This window comes from Weissella confusa (assembly GCA_041871065.1).
Classification (GTDB): domain Bacteria; phylum Bacillota; class Bacilli; order Lactobacillales; family Lactobacillaceae; genus Weissella; species Weissella confusa_A.
This window is the reverse complement of the sequence record CP168942.1, coordinates 1-20,000: the sequence shown is the minus strand read 5'-3', so window position 1 is coordinate 20,000 and position 20,000 is coordinate 1. Positions and strand designations below refer to the sequence as shown.

The following is a 20,000-nucleotide window of genomic DNA, read 5'->3' as shown; positions in this document are numbered from 1 at the left end:
AGCTATTTCGGAGAGAACCAGCTATCTCCAAGTTCGATTGGAATTTCACCGCTACCCACACCTCATCCCAGCATTTTTCAACATGCACGGGTTCGGGCCTCCAGTGCGTTTTACCGCACCTTCACCCTGGACATGGGTAGGTCACCTGGTTTCGGGTCTACAACAACATACTAATTCGCCCATTTCAGACTCGCTTTCGCTACGGCTCCGGTCTTTCCACCTTAACCTTGCATGGTATCGTAACTCGCCGGTTCATTCTACAAAAGGCACGCTATCACCCATTAACGGGCTCTAACTTCTTGTAGGCACATGGTTTCAGGAACTTTTTCACTCCCCTTCCGGGGTGCTTTTCACCTTTCCCTCACGGTACTGGTTCACTATCGGTCACTAGGGAGTATTTAGCCTTGCGAGATGGTCCTCGCGGATTCCGACCGGATTTCACGTGTCCGGCCGTACTCAGGATCCTGCACGGGAGATTGCTTACTTTCGCATACGGGGCTATCACCCTGTCTCGCTCAGCTTCCCAGCTGATTCTGCTAATAAACAATTTTGTAACTCCACAATGGCAGTCCTACAACCCCAAAGTGCAAGCACTTTGGTTTGGGCTCTTCCGTTTTCGCTCGCCGCTACTGGCGGAATCGATTTTTCTTTCTATTCCTGTTGCTAATGAGATGTTTCAGTTCACAACGTCTACCTTCAACCTAACTATATATTCATTAGGTGATAACTTGCATAACAAGTTGGGTTCCCCCATTCGGAAATCTCCGGATCAAAGCTTACTTACAGCTCCCCGAAGCATATCGGTGTTAGTCCCGTCCTTCATCGGCTCCTAGTGCCAAGGCATCCACCATGCGCCCTTAATAACTTAACCTATCAACTAACGTTGATGATATAAGTTTGAGTATGTGGCTCAAAGGCCACAAGCGATTTTAAACTAATTTAAAAAACTCAAAAAATTACGCGGTGTATTTTTTCGGCTCAATTTATATTGAATTAACAATATTAAATGAATTTAAAAATTTACAATTATGATTCAGTTTTCAAAGATCTAATATTGAAACCCGAAGGTTTCAATGGAGAATATCGGGATCGAACCGATGACCCCCTGCTTGCAAAGCAGGTGCTCTCCCAGCTGAGCTAATTCCCCATTATATGGGACTGAGAGGACTCGAACCTCCGACCTCACCCTTATCAGGGGTGCGCTCTAACCAGCTGAGCTACAGTCCCATGAGATTCGACTCTCTGTCTTGTTTGAGTGTAAATCACTCAAAACTGAATATCGTTTCAATGAATGTGTAGGTTTCCGATTTTCCTTAGAAAGGAGGTGATCCAGCCGCAGGTTCTCCTACGGCTACCTTGTTACGACTTCACCCTAATCATCTGTCCCACCTTAGACGGCTGGCTCCCGAAGGTTACCCCACCGGCTTTGGGTGTTACAAACTCTCATGGTGTGACGGGCGGTGTGTACAAGACCCGGGAACGTATTCACCGCGGCGTGCTGATCCGCGATTACTAGCGATTCCGACTTCATGTAGGCGAGTTGCAGCCTACAATCCGAACTGAGACGTACTTTAAGAGATTAGCTCACCCTCGCGGGTTGGCAACTCGTTGTATACGCCATTGTAGCACGTGTGTAGCCCAGGTCATAAGGGGCATGATGATTTGACGTCATCCCCACCTTCCTCCGGTTTGTCACCGGCAGTCTCACTAGAGTGCCCAACTGAATGCTGGCAACTAGTAATAAGGGTTGCGCTCGTTGCGGGACTTAACCCAACATCTCACGACACGAGCTGACGACAACCATGCACCACCTGTCACCTTGTCCCCGAAGGGAACGCTCCATCTCTGGAGTTGTCAAGGGATGTCAAGACCTGGTAAGGTTCTTCGCGTTGCTTCGAATTAAACCACATGCTCCACCGCTTGTGCGGGTCCCCGTCAATTCCTTTGAGTTTCAACCTTGCGGTCGTACTCCCCAGGCGGAGTGCTTAATGCGTTAGCTGCGGCACTTAAGGGCGGAAACCCTCAAACACCTAGCACTCATCGTTTACGGTGTGGACTACCAGGGTATCTAATCCTGTTTGCTACCCACACTTTCGAGCCTCAACGTCAGTTACAGTCCAGAAAGCCGCCTTCGCCACTGGTGTTCTTCCATATATCTACGCATTTCACCGCTACACATGGAGTTCCACTTTCCTCTACTGCACTCAAGTCATCCAGTTTCCAAAGCAATTCCTCAGTTGAGCTGAGGGCTTTCACTTCAGACTTAAATAACCGTCTGCGCTCGCTTTACGCCCAATAAATCCGGATAACGCTTGGAACATACGTATTACCGCGGCTGCTGGCACGTATTTAGCCGTTCCTTTCTGGTAAGATACCGTCACACATTGAACAGTTACTCTCAATGTCATTCTTCTCTTACAACAGTGTTTTACGAGCCGAAACCCTTCATCACACACGCGGCGTTGCTCCATCAGGCTTTCGCCCATTGTGGAAGATTCCCTACTGCTGCCTCCCGTAGGAGTATGGGCCGTGTCTCAGTCCCATTGTGGCCGATCAGTCTCTCAACTCGGCTATGCATCATCGCCTTGGTAAGCCATTACCTTACCAACTAGCTAATGCACCGCGGGACCATCTCTTAGTGATAGCAGAACCATCTTTTAAATAACAACCATGCGGTTGTCATTGTTATACGGTATTAGCATCTGTTTCCAAATGTTATCCCCTGCTAAGAGGTAGGTTTCCCACGTGTTACTCACCCGTTCGCCACTCTTTGCAATGTCCATCGTCATATCTGAGCAAGCTCTTCAAATCAGTTGAACCACAAAGCGTTCGACTTGCATGTATTAGGCACGCCGCCAGCGTTCATCCTGAGCCAGGATCAAACTCTCAATTTGAAGTTTGAGTATAACTCAATTTTTGTTGTTTAACAGAAGTTAAACGAATTTACTAGCGAATTGACTTCGCAAATGTTTTTGCATCAAGAACTAGCTTGATGACCCTACACATTTGTTTCATCGAAACGATATTCAGTTTTCAATGACCTACGTCGTTGCCTCACCAGACAACTTATATATCATAACAACCTTTCAAGCGAATGTCAACAACTTCTTTCAAAGAAGTTTGAATATCAATTAGCTATTCAAGTTAAATATGTTTTGCTGTTTCCCTGAAACAACTTAATCTATATTACATATGTTTATGCGATTCGTCAACACTTTCTTCAAACTTTGTTCATATAAAATAAAAATCGCAGTCAGAAACCCATTCTGACTGCGATTTTACTTGCTTTTAAATGTGCAATTCATCAAAGAACACCGTGGCATCCCCAATAATCTGTTGCACCCAATCCGGTGCTGGAATCCGCTCCAAGTTAATTGCCAACACTGGAACGCCTGCCTTTGCGTACTGTAATAACCCAGCGAATGGGTAAACCACAAAGCTAGTGCCAACAATGACAATTAAGTCTGCCTGGTTAACCCACGTGGCTGCTTCTTCCACATTAAATGGAATTTCACCATATAACGTAATCCCTGGTCGCAACAATGCACCGTCTGATCGACGCATATTCGTCATGTACTCAGCCAGCGTTGCTTTCTTGCCATCAGTTACCGCATAAATATCATAAAGCGAGCCATGAAATTCAATTGTCGCTTCACTCCCTGCCTTCTTATGAAGACCATCAACATTTTGCGTAATAATATTGGCACGGCCTTGCTTGGTTAGCGCCGCCATTTTGTCATGAATCACATTCGGCTCAGCATCTGGAAAATACATATTGTCCATCATGAACCGATACATCTTTTCAGGTTCATTAGCCAACGCATCAGTACTTAATAAATATTCTGGACGTTCAACTACGCCACTATCATCATAGATGCCACCTTTTGAGCGGTAATCTGGGATACCCGATGCGGTTGAAACACCAGCACCCGTTAGAAAGACAATCCGCTTTGCATGATCAAATAAGTTTTGAATTTCTGGATTAACACTCATGCTATGACACTCCGATCTATATTAATTATTGACGCACAACGAAAGGCTGTCCGATTTGTTCTAGTACTTCACGGACTGGTGTTTGATACAACGCCTTAAAGAACTCAGGTTGGTTCTCATCTGGTGCTGAAATAACAAAACTGTTTTGACCTTCTGACTTGCTCAAACCAACATAGGCTGACTTTTCCGTGTTACGGTCTGTCATCTCTGTGTGCTTAATGTCGAATACTTGAGCCAATGGCAAACGCAATTGTCGTTCTGATAGTACTGGCGTCAACGTCGCGAACTCAAGTGCCTTCAATTCAGGCAAGTTCCAAGCAATCATTTGCGCATCAAATCCCTTAAAGGCTGCGATTACTGCACGGTGAACCGTGAATGGATCCTTGATGTCATCAACCTTCATCGTTGCAAAAATGTGGCCTGCAGCTTCCCATGCCTCTGGGAATGCATCTGCAAAGCTATCAGTGTAAATAGCCGTATCGATGTCAGTTGGCACAGCGTTCATGAAGACGCGTGCATCCAACAACGTCAACAAACGTAGTGCTGCTTCTGAACGATCGTTCTTTGCTTCAGGAGTCAACGTTGACATAACCCCGTTTGCAAATGCCTTTACAACTGCTGCTGTCACCAATCCGTGCTTGGCTTGTTCCTTATATGTAATGGCACGCAAGGCTGGTTGGTAAAGATACGTTGACATAACCATCAATTGATCCGTCATATTAATGTCTTCTGACTTCAATTGGAAATAAACTTGTGGGTAACCACTCAACGTCAACATCATGTTCAACAATTCTTGCGTTGCTGAGAAGTCAGGTGCAGTTGCATCCGTTACTTCAACCATCAAACGTGTTCCCAACATATCTGTTGAAACTTGGTCGTGCGTCAACTTACCCGTTGCTTCACCTGAGCCACGTAGGACCACTGAACCTGGGTAAACTTGATTAACTTGGTTTAGGAGCTTAACTGTATCTTCTGAAAATTGCATAATAATCTCTTTCTTATTCTTTATTTACTTTGACGTAATGTCGCCAACGCTTCACGGGCAACCGTTTCGTTAAATCGGCCGAGTTGTTGTAAACGTGCTGTTAGTGCTGGCACTTCTTCGGTCGTGGCACCAACCTGCAACGCCAATGACTTAGCTTGCAAGGCCATGTGTCCAGCTTGGATACCAGTTGTAACAAGCGCGCGTAGTGCTGACAAGTTTTGGGCCAAGCCAACTGCGGCAACAATACTCGTTAGTTCATTAACCGTTGGATTATCCATCAACGCATGATTTAGCTTAACCGCTGGCACAATCCCAATTGATCCACCAACCACACCAAGCATCAATGGCAATGTTGTTTCACCCAACAACATATCGTCTTGCACTGTCCAGCTGGTTAGGCCACGATATTGGCCGTCGTTGGCTGCATAGGCGTGCAATGCAGCATTAACCGCACGTGTGTCATTGCCACTCGCTAATACAGCCGCTTCAATACCGTTAAGCAATCCTTTATTTGATGTTACTGCACGGTACGTCGACAACTGTTCAATATGGCTTGCAGCTGCGATTCTACGGGCAACTTCCGCTCCAGCCATCCCCTGCTTTGTTGCCAATGCCTCTACTGGCACGGCCACTCGAGCCTTAACCAAAGCCTCCGTCGCGTAGTTTGACAAAATCGCCATCAACACCTGATAACCAGCAATCGTCAATTCGTTGGCAACAGCCTCAGACATCGTATTAACAACATTCGCCCCCATGGCCGCCTTAGGATCAACCAGCACATTCACAATAGCTGTTTGATCATCTAAAACTTCTACAGTCAGCGCCTTAGCACCACCACCACGCTTAGCCATCGAAGGGTGCGCATCATTAGCTGCTTGCAACAAGGCTTGGTTGTGGTTTGCCACATATTCTTGCAACGCATCCACGTTTGCCACATCCGTCAAAATAACCTGACCGCGTAGCAAGCGACTTTGAATCGTCGTTTTAACGCCTTCACCAGCACGCATCATGCGGGCACCATTACTTGCAGCCGCAATGACACTTGGTTCCTCAGTACTCATTGGCACCGTTACCAATCGGCCATCAACTGGCAAATCTGGTAGCAAGCCGGTCGGAACCCCAAAGTTATAAAGATAATTTTCAACCTGTTGTTCACCAACTGCATCGTATTGCGCTTCAATTAACGCCACTTGCTCAGCAGTCAATTGCTTATTTTCAATCGTTTTGTCTAGTCGTTCTCGCCAATACAACTTATAAAAGCCGTGCCAATCCGCCATTATCTAAACGTTCCTTTTCTAATATCTCTTATAGTTTAACAGTTATTTTCCTTGTTTAAAGTAAAAAACGGTTTTGGCGTCGTCACCAAAACCGTTTCCATTATTCTTCAATCGTTTGTACGCGGTACTTCACCACGTTTTGATCATCTACCGTCGCAAACAAGCGTTGGGTTTGTTCCGCATCGAAGAATCCCAAATCAACTGCCGGAATACCATCAATTTCAGCAGTTCCTTGCACAGCCCGACTCATAACATCATGCAAAACCTTCCATGATTGCTCAAGCTCTTCCTTCTTCTTTACGGCAGCCTTCAACGTGTAACCTTCATCCAAGAAATTCTTGATTGTGGCCACGGCGACATATGTTTTGTAGTTATAAACACGCGCATCTTGCTCCCCATCACGACTAAGTGACGAGATGATGCCCTTGCTCTCCCAATAACGAAGTTGACGAGTCGAAACACCTGTCATCGTTGCCAACTCACCAATGCGAAACTGGAACACTTCAGACTTCAAAAAGTTCTTATGAAATTGTTGCTTTGATACAAATGTCATCGTCTCGTCCTCCTCTCATTTTGCCGTTTATTATTGTCAGGTTATTTAACATAAATGTCAAGGCGCGTAGGCCAGTTTACTCGCAAAAAAAGACACCCAGTAATTAACTGGATGTCCGATACGCTTTAACTATTCAATTATGGGTTCGGCGTGTCATCCCCACCATCGGTCGAATCGCCACCGTCCGGATTAACCTGCTTGATACGAGACGTATCTGACCTAGGCTCATCCTTTTCGGGCGCATCCGTCGAATAGAGTGACTGCGTCGTCTTATTATCATTTTCTGTCCAAAGACTAGTTGAGCCAACACCCTTTTGGTTTTCGAGGTTTTCAAGCTTTCCCAAACCATTTGCATAGTTGTACTTAGAAGCATCTACCTTAGAGAATCCCTTTGGTGTGTAGAAACGCAGCAAGTCTTTCTGGTTAATGTCGTCAGAAATCGACAACTGCTTATTAACCTTCTTGCGCGCCGCTGCAACTTCCTTTTGAACTTGCTTTGAAGGCTTACTAATAACTAATCCCGTCGAATTGTCATAAATCGTGTCACCAATCACCGTGTACTTTGGCGTGATAAAGTCCTTATCACGGAAAGCAACGACTTGATCACGCTTTGTACTCAACAAATCTTGTCCAAGTTGGACATCATTCTTAGTATCAACACCCAACAAGTGTAGCAACGTTGGCATGACGTCAATTTCACCACCGTATGTGTGGTTAACCCCACCGCCTGTGTATCCTGGAATATTAATCATGAATGGCACACGTTGCATTTGTGTATTATCAAAATCAGTCCAATTATCAGCGCTCTTACCTAGCACAGACGCCAATGACTTGTTTTCAGAGTTTGAGATACCGTAGTGATCACCGTACAAAACAATAATTGACTTGTCGTATAACCCTGACTTCTTCAAGTAGTCATAGAACTCACCGATTGATTGGTCAAGATAGTGGTTCGTTTCAAAGTAACCATTGACCACATCAGAATCGGTTGTCGTTGTCACGAAGTTCGGATCCTTATCTTGTTCGTCAAGACTGTATGGGAAGTGGTTCGTCACCGTAATGTACTTAGCGTAGAACGGTTGTTGCATGTGCTCCAAGTATGGAATTGAATCATAGAACAACAACTTATCCTTCAAACCATAACCCATCGCCTTATCACCAGACGTGTCATAGTAACTAGCATCAAAGAAGTATTGGTAACCCATGTTCTTATAAACATTACTACGATTCCAGAAACTAGCATTGTTACCGTGGAATACCGCTGATGAGTAACCCTGCGTTTGACGGAGGATAGCTGGCATCGCTTGGAACGTTTGGTCATTTCCTTGCGTTGCAAACAATGATCCTTGTGGCAAACCAAATGTTGAGGTCTCCAACATGTTTTCCGCATCTGATGTCTTTCCTTGACCAACTTGGTTAAAGAAATTATCAAACGCAATCGTTGAATTTGAATTATAAATCGCGTTCAAGTTTGGCGTCACTTCCTGCCCATTGATTTTTAGATTCAATGAGAATTGTTGGAATGACTCCAAGTGAATGACAAACACGTTCTTGCCCTTTGCAATACCAGCATACTGTGGATTTGAATCTGCAAAGTGGCCCTTTACGTAACTCAGCACATTATCAATATCAGACTTCTTAGCTGACTTACGCATTTCGGAAACACCGTGTGTCTTAATCGCATCAAATGCGGTATAAGCATCAATACCAAGATACTTAACCATCATGCTGCTGTCGAATTGACGCGTAATCAATTGTGGACGATCAGCTTCACCAAGTGTCAACGTCACCATGAAGGCGAAAATTGAAAAGGTTGTCATCGCAAAGCTCATGAACTTCGTCGTGCCTTCTTTTTGAATGCGCATCTTTTTAAAGATGAACAACCCAATAATAATCGGCACATCAATCCAGAAGAAAATATCATGGATATTCGTTAACGCAAATCCTGACGCACCCAATCCTTGGTTAACCTTGTTGTAACCCAACATCGTCGCCACCGACATAAAGTCCGTGAACTCACGATAGTAAATCACGTTCAACTGAATCATCAGCACGTTGACTACATATAAAATCGTTGCAACTGGATAAAATAGTTTTGCTGATCGGAAGTAAAACGCTAGCCCAATCAACAATGTTGATACGGTTAACGGATTTAGTAACATCGTCACGTATTGAACCGGCGATGCTCCCGAATACAAGTGGAAATCCATGATATTGGCTAACTGTGTTTTAGCCCAGACCAATGCCACCAGCAGCAATACAAACCCCAAGCGGGTATTTAACCAGCTGAAACGGCCATAATGCCTCATATACTTCACTCTTTTCTTTTTATCGTTAGATTTTAAGTTTCAATCAGCCAAATTTAGACTGTATCTGCCCTATTATAGCGTAATTTTTAAGTTCATACCTTATAGTCTTCTGTTTAACGTAATTTGCGCTAAAATAGTTTGAGTATTGTTGCACGAATTTACCCAGAGGTGATCAGTCCATGTCAAATGAACTCATTGTAAGTAAAGAATACGGTGCTGGTGCACTTAGCCGCGAAGCGCTTGCTATCCGTCAAACCGTTTTCGTCGGCGAGCAAGGTGTACCGCTCGAACTAGAGATTGACGACTTAGATGATTCTACAACCCACTACGTCGGCTTTACCGAAAGTCACGCAGTAACCACAGCACGTGTCTTAGTGAACCAAGATGGTTCTAACTGGCACATTCAACGTGTCGCGACCCTATCTGATGCCCGCGGTCACGGTTACGCTGCGATAATTATGCAAGAAATTATCGCGGATGCCAAAGAAGCTGGTGTTCACACCCTTGATTTGGGTGCCCAGGTTTCAGCGCTTGGTTTCTACGAAAAGCTCGGTTTCGAGGCTGAAGGCGATATTTTCCTAGATGCTGGCATTGAGCACCGCAACATGGTTCTAAAACTTTCATAAAGCAGACAAAAGCACCGCAACGAAATTAATCGTTGCGGTGCTTTTTCATATCTAATTATTTACCTTCATTGATGTGTTGACGGTATGACAACACAGGAATTGAAAATTCGCTGTATGAGCGACGGGCAATGAATGAATAGATTGGCCAGAAGCGTTCATCAACCAAGAACTTTGCTGATTCAGTTGCTTGATTCCACAACGCCTCAGCAGCTTCATCGTCATCAGCCAATGACAATTCAACAACTTGCGCCATCTTCTTAACGAAGCCAAAGTATGTACTCAAAGCTGGCAAGCGGTATTCGCGCACAAACATCAATGTGTTGCGCACCGTTTCATCATCCTTATTTTCCAATGCCATAATCAACAATTGGAAGTGTAGCAAAGCCACGTTGCGGACTTCAGCTGAAGAGAAGTTATCCAACTCCATCAAACCATATCCTTCAAGACTAGCCATACGACGTGCTTGATCAGACATTTGCTTTACGACAAGCTTTGCTGCGTTGTATGGTTCGTGGCGAATGATGTTTGCAAACATCAACATATCATTTGCCGTATAGAACTCACGTGATGAGAGCAACTTAACGATTGTTGGACGAACCATTTCAATCAAGCGATACTTTTCAACTTCATCAACCACTTGTGAGTTGATCGCACGTACTAAGTTAACCAACAAACGTACGTCACGTGTTTCGTCATACATTGAAAGCGTACGATAAACCGTGTCTTCCGTTGGTGTCATCGTAACAGAGTGTGCGTCCAAACCAAGTTCCTTAATTGCTGGATCCAACAATTCAGGATTATTCATATAGATGTGGAGCATCAATTCATCAAATGACACACCAATCGTCATCAACAAATTCACCAACGTTGTTGCACTGACTTTTCCATTACCTTGCAAGTAGTCGTACAAACGTGAGCGTGAAATATCAACCGTCTTCAAAACAACCGGAACTGAAATGTTTCGTTCCTTGATGAAATAAATCATCGCGTCACGAATTGCATCCACCGGCACTCGATTCTTACCCATATAAACCTCTTACTTATCGTTAACTTTTCTCATATAACCACCCATAAGTATACTCCTATACATAATGTAGGTGTGATATTATGCAAACTTCTTTGTCCCGCAGATGATACATTCGAATTGTAACTACACGTCAACATCATACAATTTCATTATTAATAATTACTATTTTATTATATAAATCTTCTAAATAATAGCCGATAACTATAAATCAAAAATAACAATTCCTAAATAGTAGACACATGCATATATACAAAAAGAGACATCACACATGACGTTGTATGATGTCTCTTTATTTTTACTCTTGTGAATCTGAATCGTCTTCAGCACGTGCAAGTAGCTCGGCTACTTCAGCTGGTTGTTCACCAGCTGCTGGTGCATCAGGCAAATCAGTGCCAGCTTGGTCAGCAACCGGTGCAGTTGCTGCACCATCTTGCGTCACCTCTTCTGACTCATCTTCGTGTTCAACCTTAGCAAAGGTTGCTACCACAGCGTCATCATCCAAACGGATTACGCGCACACCTTGGGTTGCACGACCAGTTTCAGAAACTGAATCAACCGTGAATCGAATCATGACACCCTTGTTAGTCGTCAACATGATGTCTTCTGATCCGTCAACAACCGCCAAACCTGCCAAAGGTCCGTTCTTTTCAGTGATTTGGGCTGTCTTGATACCCTTACCACCACGACCCTTGATTGGGTATTCTGAGACTGGCGTTTGCTTTCCGTATCCCTTTTCAGTGATAACCAAAACGTGGCCTTCGTCCTTCAAGACTTCAGCACCGATAACAAAGTCATCGTCACGCAATGTAATACCACGGACACCGGCAGCTGAACGTCCCATTGAACGAACGGCTTCCGCATTGAATGAAACAGCATAACCACCATGCGTACCAATCAACAAGTTCTCAGTACCATCAGTAATCATAACGTTAATCAATTCATCATCGTCATTCAACGTAATCGCCTTCAAACCGTGGGCACGAATGTTACCGAAGTCAGATACTGGTGTCTTCTTAACACGTCCAAGACGCGTCGTGAAGAACAAGTAATCCTTGCTTTCAGCAGCATCCCCACGCACGTTGATGACTGTTTGAACACTCTCGCCCGCTTCGATTCCAAGCAAGTTAACAACTGGAATACCCTTAGCTGAACGACCGTACTCAGGGATTTCGTATCCCTTCATCTTGTAGACCTTACCGGCGTTCGTGAAGAACAACAACGTATCGTGCGTTGATGTACCAATCAATTGATCGATAAAGTCATCATCATTAACACCCATTCCTTGGACACCACGACCACCACGGTTTTGGGCACGGAATTCAGTTTGTGCCATACGCTTGATGTAACCACCACTCGTCAATGACACGATAATGTCTTCTTCTTCAATCAAATCTTCATCTTCAATGCTTGTCACGTCACCGATTTGCAATTCCGTACGACGCTCATCACCGTACTTTTCTTGAATTTCAAGCAACTCAGTGTAAATGATTTCGTCGATTCGCTCAGGCTTAGCCAAGATATCCTTGTAGTCAGCAATTGCTGTCATCAAGCCTTGATACTCTTCTTCAATCTTGCCACGTTCCAAACCTGTCAAACGGACCAAACGCATGTCCAAGATGGCTTGCGCTTGCTTATCTGACAATGAGTAATCAGACATCAAACGATTCTTCGCGATTTCTGACGTCTCTGAACCACGAATAATGCTGATAATGGCATCGATGTGATCCAACGCAATACGCAAACCTTCCAAGATGTGCGCACGTGCTTCAGCCTTACGCAATTCGAATTCCGTACGACGACGAACCACGATTTGTTGGTGCTCAAGATAAGCAACCAACATTGCCTTCAAGCCCAACAACTTTGGACGACCATCTTGAACGGCCAGCATGTTAAAGCTGAAACCAGTTTGCATCAACGTGTTCTTGTACAAGTTGTTCAAAACAACTGAGGCTGAAACGTCACGACGGATATCGATTGCAATACGGTAACCTGTTTGGTCAGATTCATCGTTAACAGCAGTGATTCCTTCGATGCGCTTCTCACGTCCAAGTTCAGCAATTCGCTCAATCAACTTTGCCTTGTTAACCATGTATGGCAACTCAGTCACGATGATGCGTTCCTTACCAGACTTTTCTGTTTCGATTTCAACCTTCGCACGAACCGTTACGACACCCTTACCAGTCTCGTACGCCTTACGAATACCAGACTTTCCCATCACAATCGCACCAGTTGGGAAGTCAGGTCCTGGGACGGCTTCCATCAACTCAGCGGTTGTCACATCAGGGTTATTCATCAACATGTGGATAGCAGAAATCACTTCACCCAAATTGTGAGGCGGAATGTTTGTTGCCATACCAACGGCGATTCCATTTGCACCGTTAACTAGCAAGTTAGGGAAACGAGCTGGCAATACAACCGGCTCACGATCCGTACCATCGTAGTTATCAGCAAAATCAATCGTATCCTTGTTGATATCACGAAGCATTTCTGTCGCAATCTTGCTCAAACGTGCTTCGGTGTAACGCATGGCGGCAGCTGGGTCACCATCGACAGAACCGAAGTTTCCGTGACCATCAACTAGCATGTAACGGTAACTAAAATCTTGTGCCATACGAACCATTGATTCGTAAATAGCAGAGTCACCGTGGGGGTGATACTTACCCATAACGTCACCGACGATACGGGCAGACTTCTTGTGTTGCTTATCAGGCGTCACACCCAATTCGTTCATTCCGTACAAGATACGACGGTGAACCGGCTTCAATCCATCACGGACGTCAGGCAAAGCACGAGCCACGATAACTGACATCGCGTAGTCCAAGAATGACGTTCGCATTTGCTCGCCAAGCTTGGCGGGCTTAATGCGGCTGTTATTTTGTTCTTCTTCAGCCATTTTTGTTCCTTTCTAGTTGTTCAATGCTGTGGCTAACACAACATTAAACGTCCAATTCAGCGTATTGTGCGTTCTCTTCAATAAACTCACGTCGTGGCTCAACCTTGTCTCCCATCAACATTGAGAATACTTGGTCAGCATCAACGGCATCATCCATTTCAACACGCAACAAACGACGAACTGACGGGTCCATCGTTGTTTCCCACAATTGCTCAGCGTCCATTTCACCAAGTCCCTTGTATCGTTGGATAACAGGCTTAGGTGACGCAGGCAACGTTGGCAACAATGCTTCCAACTCTTCATCAGAATCCAAGTATTGAACAAACTTACCTTGGCGTACTTGATATAGAGGTGGTTGCGCAATGTAGATGTATCCAGCATCCAACAATGGACGCATGTAACGATAGATCAACGTCAATAGCAACGTACGAATGTGCGCACCGTCGACATCGGCGTCGGTCATGATAATCAACTTGTGGTACTTAGCCTTTGTGACATCAAATTCGTTACCAAAACCAGTTCCCATGGCCGTAAATAGTGAACGGATCTCTTCGTTGGCCAAAATCTTGTCCAATGAAGCCTTTTCAACGTTCAAAATCTTTCCACGGATTGGCAAAATAGCTTGCGTCAAACGCTCACGACCTTGCTTTGCTGAACCACCGGCTGAGTCTCCCTCAACGATGAACAATTCAGAAATCTCAGGATCCTTTGACGTGTTGTCAGCCAACTTACCTGGCAAATTAGCAATTTCCAAACCTGACTTCTTACGCGTTGCTTCACGCGCACGCTTGGCAGCCATACGAGCCTTACCAGCCAAGATACCCTTTTCAACAATTTGCTTAGCAACCGCTGGGTTTTCCATCATGAAGCGGTTGAATGTCTCTGAGAACATACGGTCAACGGCCGTACGCGCATCTGAGTTACCCAACTTCGTCTTCGTTTGTCCCTCAAATTGAGGGTTAGGGTGCTTAACTGACACAATTGCCGTCAAACCTTCACGAACGTCATCCCCAGAAAGAGCATCATCGTTTTCCTTCAATTGACCGTTCTTACGTGCGTAATCATTAATTACACGCGTCAAAGCAGCCTTAAATCCAGTTTCGTGAGTTCCACCTTCGTACGTGTGGATGTTGTTCGTAAATGACAACATGTTGCTGTGGTAATCGTCCGTGTATTGAAGTGATACTTCAACTTCAATGCCATTTTCCATTCCCTCAACATAAATTGGATCATCAAAAATGACGTCCTTGTTCACGTTCAAGAAACGAACGTATTCCTTAATACCACCTTCGTAGTGGAATGACTCTGTTTCAGGTTCATCCGCACGGTTGTCAGTGATTGAAATACGTAGTCCCTTGTTCAAAAAGGCCAATTCGCGGACACGATTCATCAAAATCTTGTAATCGTATGTCGTCGTCTCACGGAAGATATCTGGATCTGGCAAGAAGTGCACAATTGTTCCACGTGAAACAGGTGCGTTATCAACTGGTGCACTGTGCATCGTTGTCTTAACGTGTCCACGTTCGAAGTCCATTGCGTAACCTTGACCATCACGGACAACCATAACGTCCAATTCAGTAGACAAAGCGTTAACAACAGACGCACCAACACCGTGCAATCCACCAGAAACCTTGTATCCGCCACCGCCGAACTTTCCACCGGCGTGCAAGACAGTAAAGACAGTTTCCAAAGCAGGCTTACCTGTCTTCTCTTGGATATCAACGGGGATTCCACGACCGTTGTCAGTAACCGTAATTGAGTTGTCCTTTTCAATTGCCACCGTAATGTGATCAGCAAAACCTGCTAGCGCTTCATCAATTCCGTTGTCGACAATTTCCCACACCAAGTGGTGCAATCCTTGACTCGTCGTCGTTCCAATATACATACCTGGACGCTTACGAACGGCTTCCAATCCTTCCAAAACCTGGATTTGACTAGCATCGTAATCATCTGCGTCAGTATGCATTTGTGTTACATCTTCTTCAGCCATGAGTTCCTCCTTAAATACCACTAGTCTGCACTAGCTTCTTCCCCTAAACCATTTGTTTCAACCAGTTGCCCGGCTCGCACATTAAAGACCTTTGGTTCATTAATTAGTTGACGGGCCACATCGCTTAGTGACGGCGTCGTAATAAAGGTTTGCACCTTATTTTGCATCGCCGTCAACAAATGTGTTTGGCGATTTGTGTCTAATTCTGATAGCACATCATCAAGCAACAAAATCGGATATTCACCGGTTTCTTGCTTCATCAAATCAATTTCAGCCAACTTAACTGCCAACGCGGTTGTGCGTTGCTGTCCTTGTGAACCAAACGTCGCCACGTCATGACCATTTACGTCGAAACGTAAATCATCACGGTGTGGCCCTAACATTGTGGTTCCCATCATGATTTCGCGTGATTGTAACCGCTCAAAACGCTTCATCATAGCTGACTTAACCGTTTGTTCGTCAACCAACTCTTCTTCAGATAGTTGTGACACATAAGCAATCGAAAGTGTTTCGCCACCCTGTGTGATATCTGCGTGAATTGGCGCAGCAGCTTTACCAAGCTCTTTAATGAGCGCTTGGCGACGCATGATTAGTTCGCTAGCAAAATTAGTTAATTGCTCTGTTAAAACTTCCAGATACAAGACATCTTTGGCCTGCTTGGATTGCAATTGCTTCAAATACTGATTGCGTTGTTTCAACACAACTTTGTATTGATTGGCAATATATAGGTACTTTGGACTCATTTGACTGAATTCTCGGTCAATAAAATTGCGTCGCACAGTGGGTGCACCTTTTACCAACGCCAAATCTTCTGGCGCGAATAAAATAACATTTAATTGACCAATATAAGTACCTAGCTTGGCTTGATCCAAGTGATTCATGCGCGCTTTCTTACCTTTACTAGTGAAAGCTAATGAAAGCGGCACTTTTCCGTACTGACGTTGTACAACTCCGGAAACCATTGCTTCTTTGCCTTCCCAACCAATCAACTCTTTATCAGAAGTTGTTCGGTGCGAACGTGCCAAAGCTAAAACATAAATTGCTTCAAGTAAGTTTGTCTTACCTTGCGCATTTGGTCCCAGGAATACATTTACACCAGGCGAAAATGTCACCTCTAAATCTTGATAATTCCGGAAATTATTCAGTTTTAGCTCAAGCAGTTCCATTAGTCTGCTTCAGCACCCATCCCGTTAATCACAAAGCGCTCACCAGATGGCACCGCCACGATATCGCCAGGGTACAACTTGCGACCGCGACGATCATCAGGCTCTTGATTAACAAGCACCGTGTTCTCACGTAGGTACCACTTAGCTTGTCCACCCGTTGAGATAATGCTTTCTTCCTTCAATAGTTGCCCTAGTGTAATAAAGGGCGTTTGAATATGCACTTCAGTAGCCAATTGCATTGTCCTTTCTGCTGAAAAAATTCAGCTGAGAAATGTCTCCATAAGTAAATCTATTATACGCTATTTTCTAGCATTATTCAATGTAATTCCGGCTTCAGAGGGCGTCTGAGCGGTTGAAGATAAAATCAAACAAAAAAGCCGAAAATCGCTGTTTTTTCGTTAAACGGCGATTTTCGGCTTTTTAAATCATTTTAGTAAGTACGAACTGGCGTAATTAGTTGAATGAAGTTTGTTTCATTGTTAGTTGGAACCAATGTAAATGGATCCAAGGCTGTCTTAAAGCCAATTTGAATTTGTTCATCCCCAAATGACTTCAATGCTTCGCGCATGTAGTCAGGGTTGAATGAAATCGTCAATTCATCACCGGCAGTTTCGGCAGCAAAGATTTGCTCTTCAACGCGACCAACTTCAGGTGAGTTAGAAGAAATCAATGACTTCTCATCACTAACCGTAAATTGGATGACGTTTGAGCGACCTTCGTGACTCAACAAAGCGGCACGTTCGATTGTTTGCAACAAGTCACGTGCGTTGATCGTCAAAGTCGTACGCTTCTCAGTTGGAATCAACCGTGAAGCATCTGGGTAGTTACCTTCCAACAAACGTGAGTAGAACGTTGTGTTAGCTCCCAATTGGAAAATAACTTGGTTTTCAGCCACGCGGACATCAACCGTTTCTACTTCATCAAGCATTGCTTGCAATTGGTTCAATGAAGGACCTGGCACGATGATATCAGCATCAACATCTGATTCGTTCAAAGCGACAGTACGTTGTGCCAAACGGTGACGATCAGTTGCAACAGCCGTCAAATTTCCGCCTGCCAAAATAAAGTGCACACCAGTCAAGATTGGTTGGCTTAGTTGCTTTGATACAGCGATAACTGTTTGCCCAATAACTTCGTTCAACGTTTCTGATGGCAAAGTCAAATTGTTGCGAACTTCAATTTCCGGCAAGTGTGGGTAGTTATTCGCATCTTGACCATTAATATCAAACTCTGAATTCTCTGACGTAATCTTTGCTTGGAATCCAGTTGTGTTTGACAACGTAAATGTCTCACCTGGCAAACGCTTAACGATATTTGAGAAGAAGGCAGCTGGCAAAACCAATGCACCTGGTTCTTGGATTGTTAGTGATGCTTGATCATCTGTAACTGGAATCAAAGTTTCAATTGAGATATCCGTATCTGATCCAGTCAACGTCAAACCGTTGTTATCGAGAACCAACTTAACACCCGTTAGGATTGGCATTGATGTACGAGATGAAATAGCACGGCTAACGTTATTCATAGCCTTGATGAAAACAGCTCGATTAATTGTAAATTGCATGATAATCTCCTCAAGCTTTTTTGCTCGGCATGCTGCGCATGCGTCGCCTTAATGACTGATTTATTTATAAACAAAAAGATAATAATAATAATAAGGGGTGTGCATACTGTGGAAAAGGTCAAACTAGACCATTACACCAAGGATTGGTCTATGTATACAAACCTGTGGAAAACTTTTCGACACTTCGTGAATTATTCACAATAGGTATTGATGTTAATTGCTCAATTCTTCACGAATTTGTTGAACTTGGCCAGCCAACACGGCATCATTTTCAATTGCATTCTCAATTTTTTCAGTTGAGTGCATAACTGTCGTGTGATCTTTACCACCAAAAGCACGGCCAATTTGTGGCAATGAGTCTTGGGTCAATTCACGTGCAATGTACATCGCGATTTGACGCGGCACCACAATTTCCTTATTACGCTTCTTACCATTCAAGTCTTGAACCGTGACATTAAAGAACTTAGCCACTGTTTCTTGAATGATTGGAATCGTAATCGCGCGTTGACGCTTGAAGTTCATGGTCTCCAAAATATCACGCGCCGTTTCAACCGTGACGGGTGCTGTTGCGAAGCGCAACTTACCAGCAACTTGATTGAAAACACCTTCCAAATCACGGACATTCGTATCAACGGCCGCTGCGATTTCATCAATCACATCATTTGGAATGTTGAGGTTTTCTTGTTCAGCCTTATTACGAAGGATCGCAACACGGGTTGGCAAATCAGGCTTCGTAATGTTTGCTGAATAACCTTGAGCAAAGCGTGTAACCAAACGCATCTCAAGACCAGGAATTTCCTTAGGCAACTTATCAGATGTTAGAACAATTTGGTGATTCTCACGCGTAATCGCATTAAACGTGTGGAAGAACTCTTCCTGAATCTTGTCCTTATCAGCTAAGAATTGAATATCGTCTACTAATAGAAGATCAGCTGAACGGTATTCTTGTTTGAATGCTTCAGTTGCATTCGCACCACGACGCAACGCATCCGTGAAGTCATTGATAAAGTCCTCAGTTGTGATGAACTTTACCTTGGCACTTGGATTGCGCTCCAAAACTTTATTACCAATGGCTTGCATCAAGTGGGTCTTCCCCAAACCTACTCCTCCATATATAAGAAGTGGATTCCATTGTGTACCAGGATTGTCGGCCACGGCTTGCGCAACAGCGTAGGCTTCACCGTTCTCGTCTGAAGACACAAACGTTTCGAATCGGAATTCAGGATTCAAAATAGATTGTGTAACGAAGTCAGATGCTGAGATCTCAACATTAGATTGCGGTGCAGCAGCTGGCGCAGTTGGTGTTTCCTCAAATAATGAGGTTGGTTGTGGCTTTAGGAACGTAACAGATGGAATGACAAATGTTGGTGTGCCATTCAATTTGTTAGTCGCAATCATTGCTGCTTGAATGAATGCTTGATTATAAGAACTGTTGGTATCTTGCCATTCTTCAGCAACCTGCTTGTGATTCGTTGCAAGTTGTAAAGTCAGCGTGTTGTTCTCGTTTTCCACTACTGCAACCGGCGTTAAGGTTTCAACGTAGTTAGCATAGGAAAAAGTTTGTGCGATTGTAGCACGCAGTTCTTCTTTAATGGCGTTCCAAAGTTGGACAGGATCCAT

13 protein-coding genes, 2 tRNA genes and 2 rRNA genes (1 of these 17 running past the window's edge) are annotated in these 20,000 nt (G+C 44.3%); 1 reads left to right on the top strand and 16 read right to left on the bottom strand.

Annotated elements, in window-relative coordinates; genetic code table 11:
* The 9 genes from ACAW68_00085 to ACAW68_00045 form a co-directional block, all read right to left on the bottom strand.
* Nucleotides 1–871 (bottom strand): 23S ribosomal RNA (locus tag ACAW68_00085); it reaches 2,045 nt to the left of the window's first position.
* 203 nt (nt 872–1,074) lie between these two features.
* Nucleotides 1,075–1,147 (bottom strand) — tRNA-Ala (locus ACAW68_00080).
* 6 nt (nt 1,148–1,153) lie between these two features.
* Nucleotides 1,154–1,227, bottom strand: a tRNA-Ile gene (locus ACAW68_00075).
* 90 nt (nt 1,228–1,317) lie between these two features.
* Nucleotides 1,318–2,894, bottom strand: a 16S ribosomal RNA gene (locus ACAW68_00070).
* The 16S and 23S rRNA genes sit together here with 2 tRNA genes alongside, the layout of an rRNA operon.
* Before the next feature lie 394 nt (nt 2,895–3,288).
* Nucleotides 3,289–3,993 (bottom strand): NAD-dependent protein deacylase, encoded by a 705-nt coding sequence (locus tag ACAW68_00065; GenBank protein ID XGA16023.1) that lies wholly within the window; start codon nt 3,991–3,993, stop codon nt 3,289–3,291.
* Between the two features lie 25 nt (nt 3,994–4,018).
* Nucleotides 4,019–4,978, bottom strand: coding sequence for an IpaB/EvcA family protein (locus ACAW68_00060; GenBank protein ID XGA16022.1), 960 nt, complete (start codon nt 4,976–4,978; stop codon nt 4,019–4,021).
* A 20-nt stretch (nt 4,979–4,998) separates the two neighbouring features.
* Complete coding sequence (locus ACAW68_00055) at nt 4,999–6,255, bottom strand: hydroxymethylglutaryl-CoA reductase, degradative (protein ID XGA16021.1); 1,257 nt, start codon at nt 6,253–6,255, stop codon at nt 4,999–5,001.
* A 100-nt stretch (nt 6,256–6,355) separates the two neighbouring features.
* Nucleotides 6,356–6,808: a MerR family transcriptional regulator gene (locus ACAW68_00050; GenBank protein XGA16020.1), complete on the bottom strand. Its 453-nt coding sequence runs from the start codon at nt 6,806–6,808 to the stop codon at nt 6,356–6,358.
* 137 nt (nt 6,809–6,945) lie between these two features.
* On the bottom strand, nt 6,946–9,117 hold the full coding sequence (locus tag ACAW68_00045) for an LTA synthase family protein (protein ID XGA16019.1): 2,172 nt from the start codon (nt 9,115–9,117) through the stop codon (nt 6,946–6,948).
* Between the two features lie 179 nt (nt 9,118–9,296).
* On the opposite strand from ACAW68_00045, the gene ACAW68_00040 reads away from it, so the two are divergent.
* A complete protein-coding gene (locus ACAW68_00040; protein ID XGA16018.1) occupies nt 9,297–9,743 on the top strand; it encodes a GNAT family N-acetyltransferase in 447 nt (148 codons plus the stop codon).
* Nucleotides 9,744–9,798: 55 nt separating this feature from the next.
* Here ACAW68_00040 and ACAW68_00035 read toward each other — a convergent pair whose 3' ends face one another.
* From ACAW68_00035 to dnaA, 7 genes are all read right to left on the bottom strand, one after another.
* Nucleotides 9,799–10,770, bottom strand: a complete 972-nt coding sequence (locus ACAW68_00035; protein ID XGA16017.1) for an XRE family transcriptional regulator — start codon at nt 10,768–10,770, stop codon at nt 9,799–9,801.
* A gap of 295 nt (nt 10,771–11,065) precedes the next feature.
* Nucleotides 11,066–13,663 carry a DNA gyrase subunit A gene (gene gyrA / locus ACAW68_00030; GenBank protein XGA16016.1) on the bottom strand — a complete coding sequence of 866 codons (2,598 nt, stop codon included), beginning with the start codon at nt 13,661–13,663 and terminating at the stop codon, nt 11,066–11,068.
* Nucleotides 13,664–13,706: 43 nt separating this feature from the next.
* Nucleotides 13,707–15,653, bottom strand: coding sequence for a DNA topoisomerase (ATP-hydrolyzing) subunit B (gene gyrB, locus ACAW68_00025; GenBank protein ID XGA16015.1), 1,947 nt, complete (start codon nt 15,651–15,653; stop codon nt 13,707–13,709).
* Between the two features lie 20 nt (nt 15,654–15,673).
* Nucleotides 15,674–16,819, bottom strand: coding sequence for a DNA replication/repair protein RecF (recF, locus tag ACAW68_00020; GenBank protein ID XGA16014.1), 1,146 nt, complete (start codon nt 16,817–16,819; stop codon nt 15,674–15,676).
* Nucleotides 16,819–17,052 (bottom strand): S4 domain-containing protein YaaA, encoded by a 234-nt coding sequence (gene yaaA, locus ACAW68_00015; protein ID XGA17034.1) that lies wholly within the window; start codon nt 17,050–17,052, stop codon nt 16,819–16,821. The genes recF and yaaA overlap by 1 nt, the downstream gene beginning before the upstream one ends.
* Nucleotides 17,053–17,249: 197 nt before the next feature.
* Nucleotides 17,250–18,380 carry a DNA polymerase III subunit beta gene (gene dnaN / locus ACAW68_00010; protein ID XGA16013.1) on the bottom strand — a complete coding sequence of 377 codons (1,131 nt, stop codon included), beginning with the start codon at nt 18,378–18,380 and terminating at the stop codon, nt 17,250–17,252.
* Nucleotides 18,381–18,593: 213 nt separating this feature from the next.
* Nucleotides 18,594–20,000, bottom strand: coding sequence for a chromosomal replication initiator protein DnaA (gene dnaA, locus ACAW68_00005; GenBank protein ID XGA16012.1), 1,407 nt, complete (start codon nt 19,998–20,000; stop codon nt 18,594–18,596).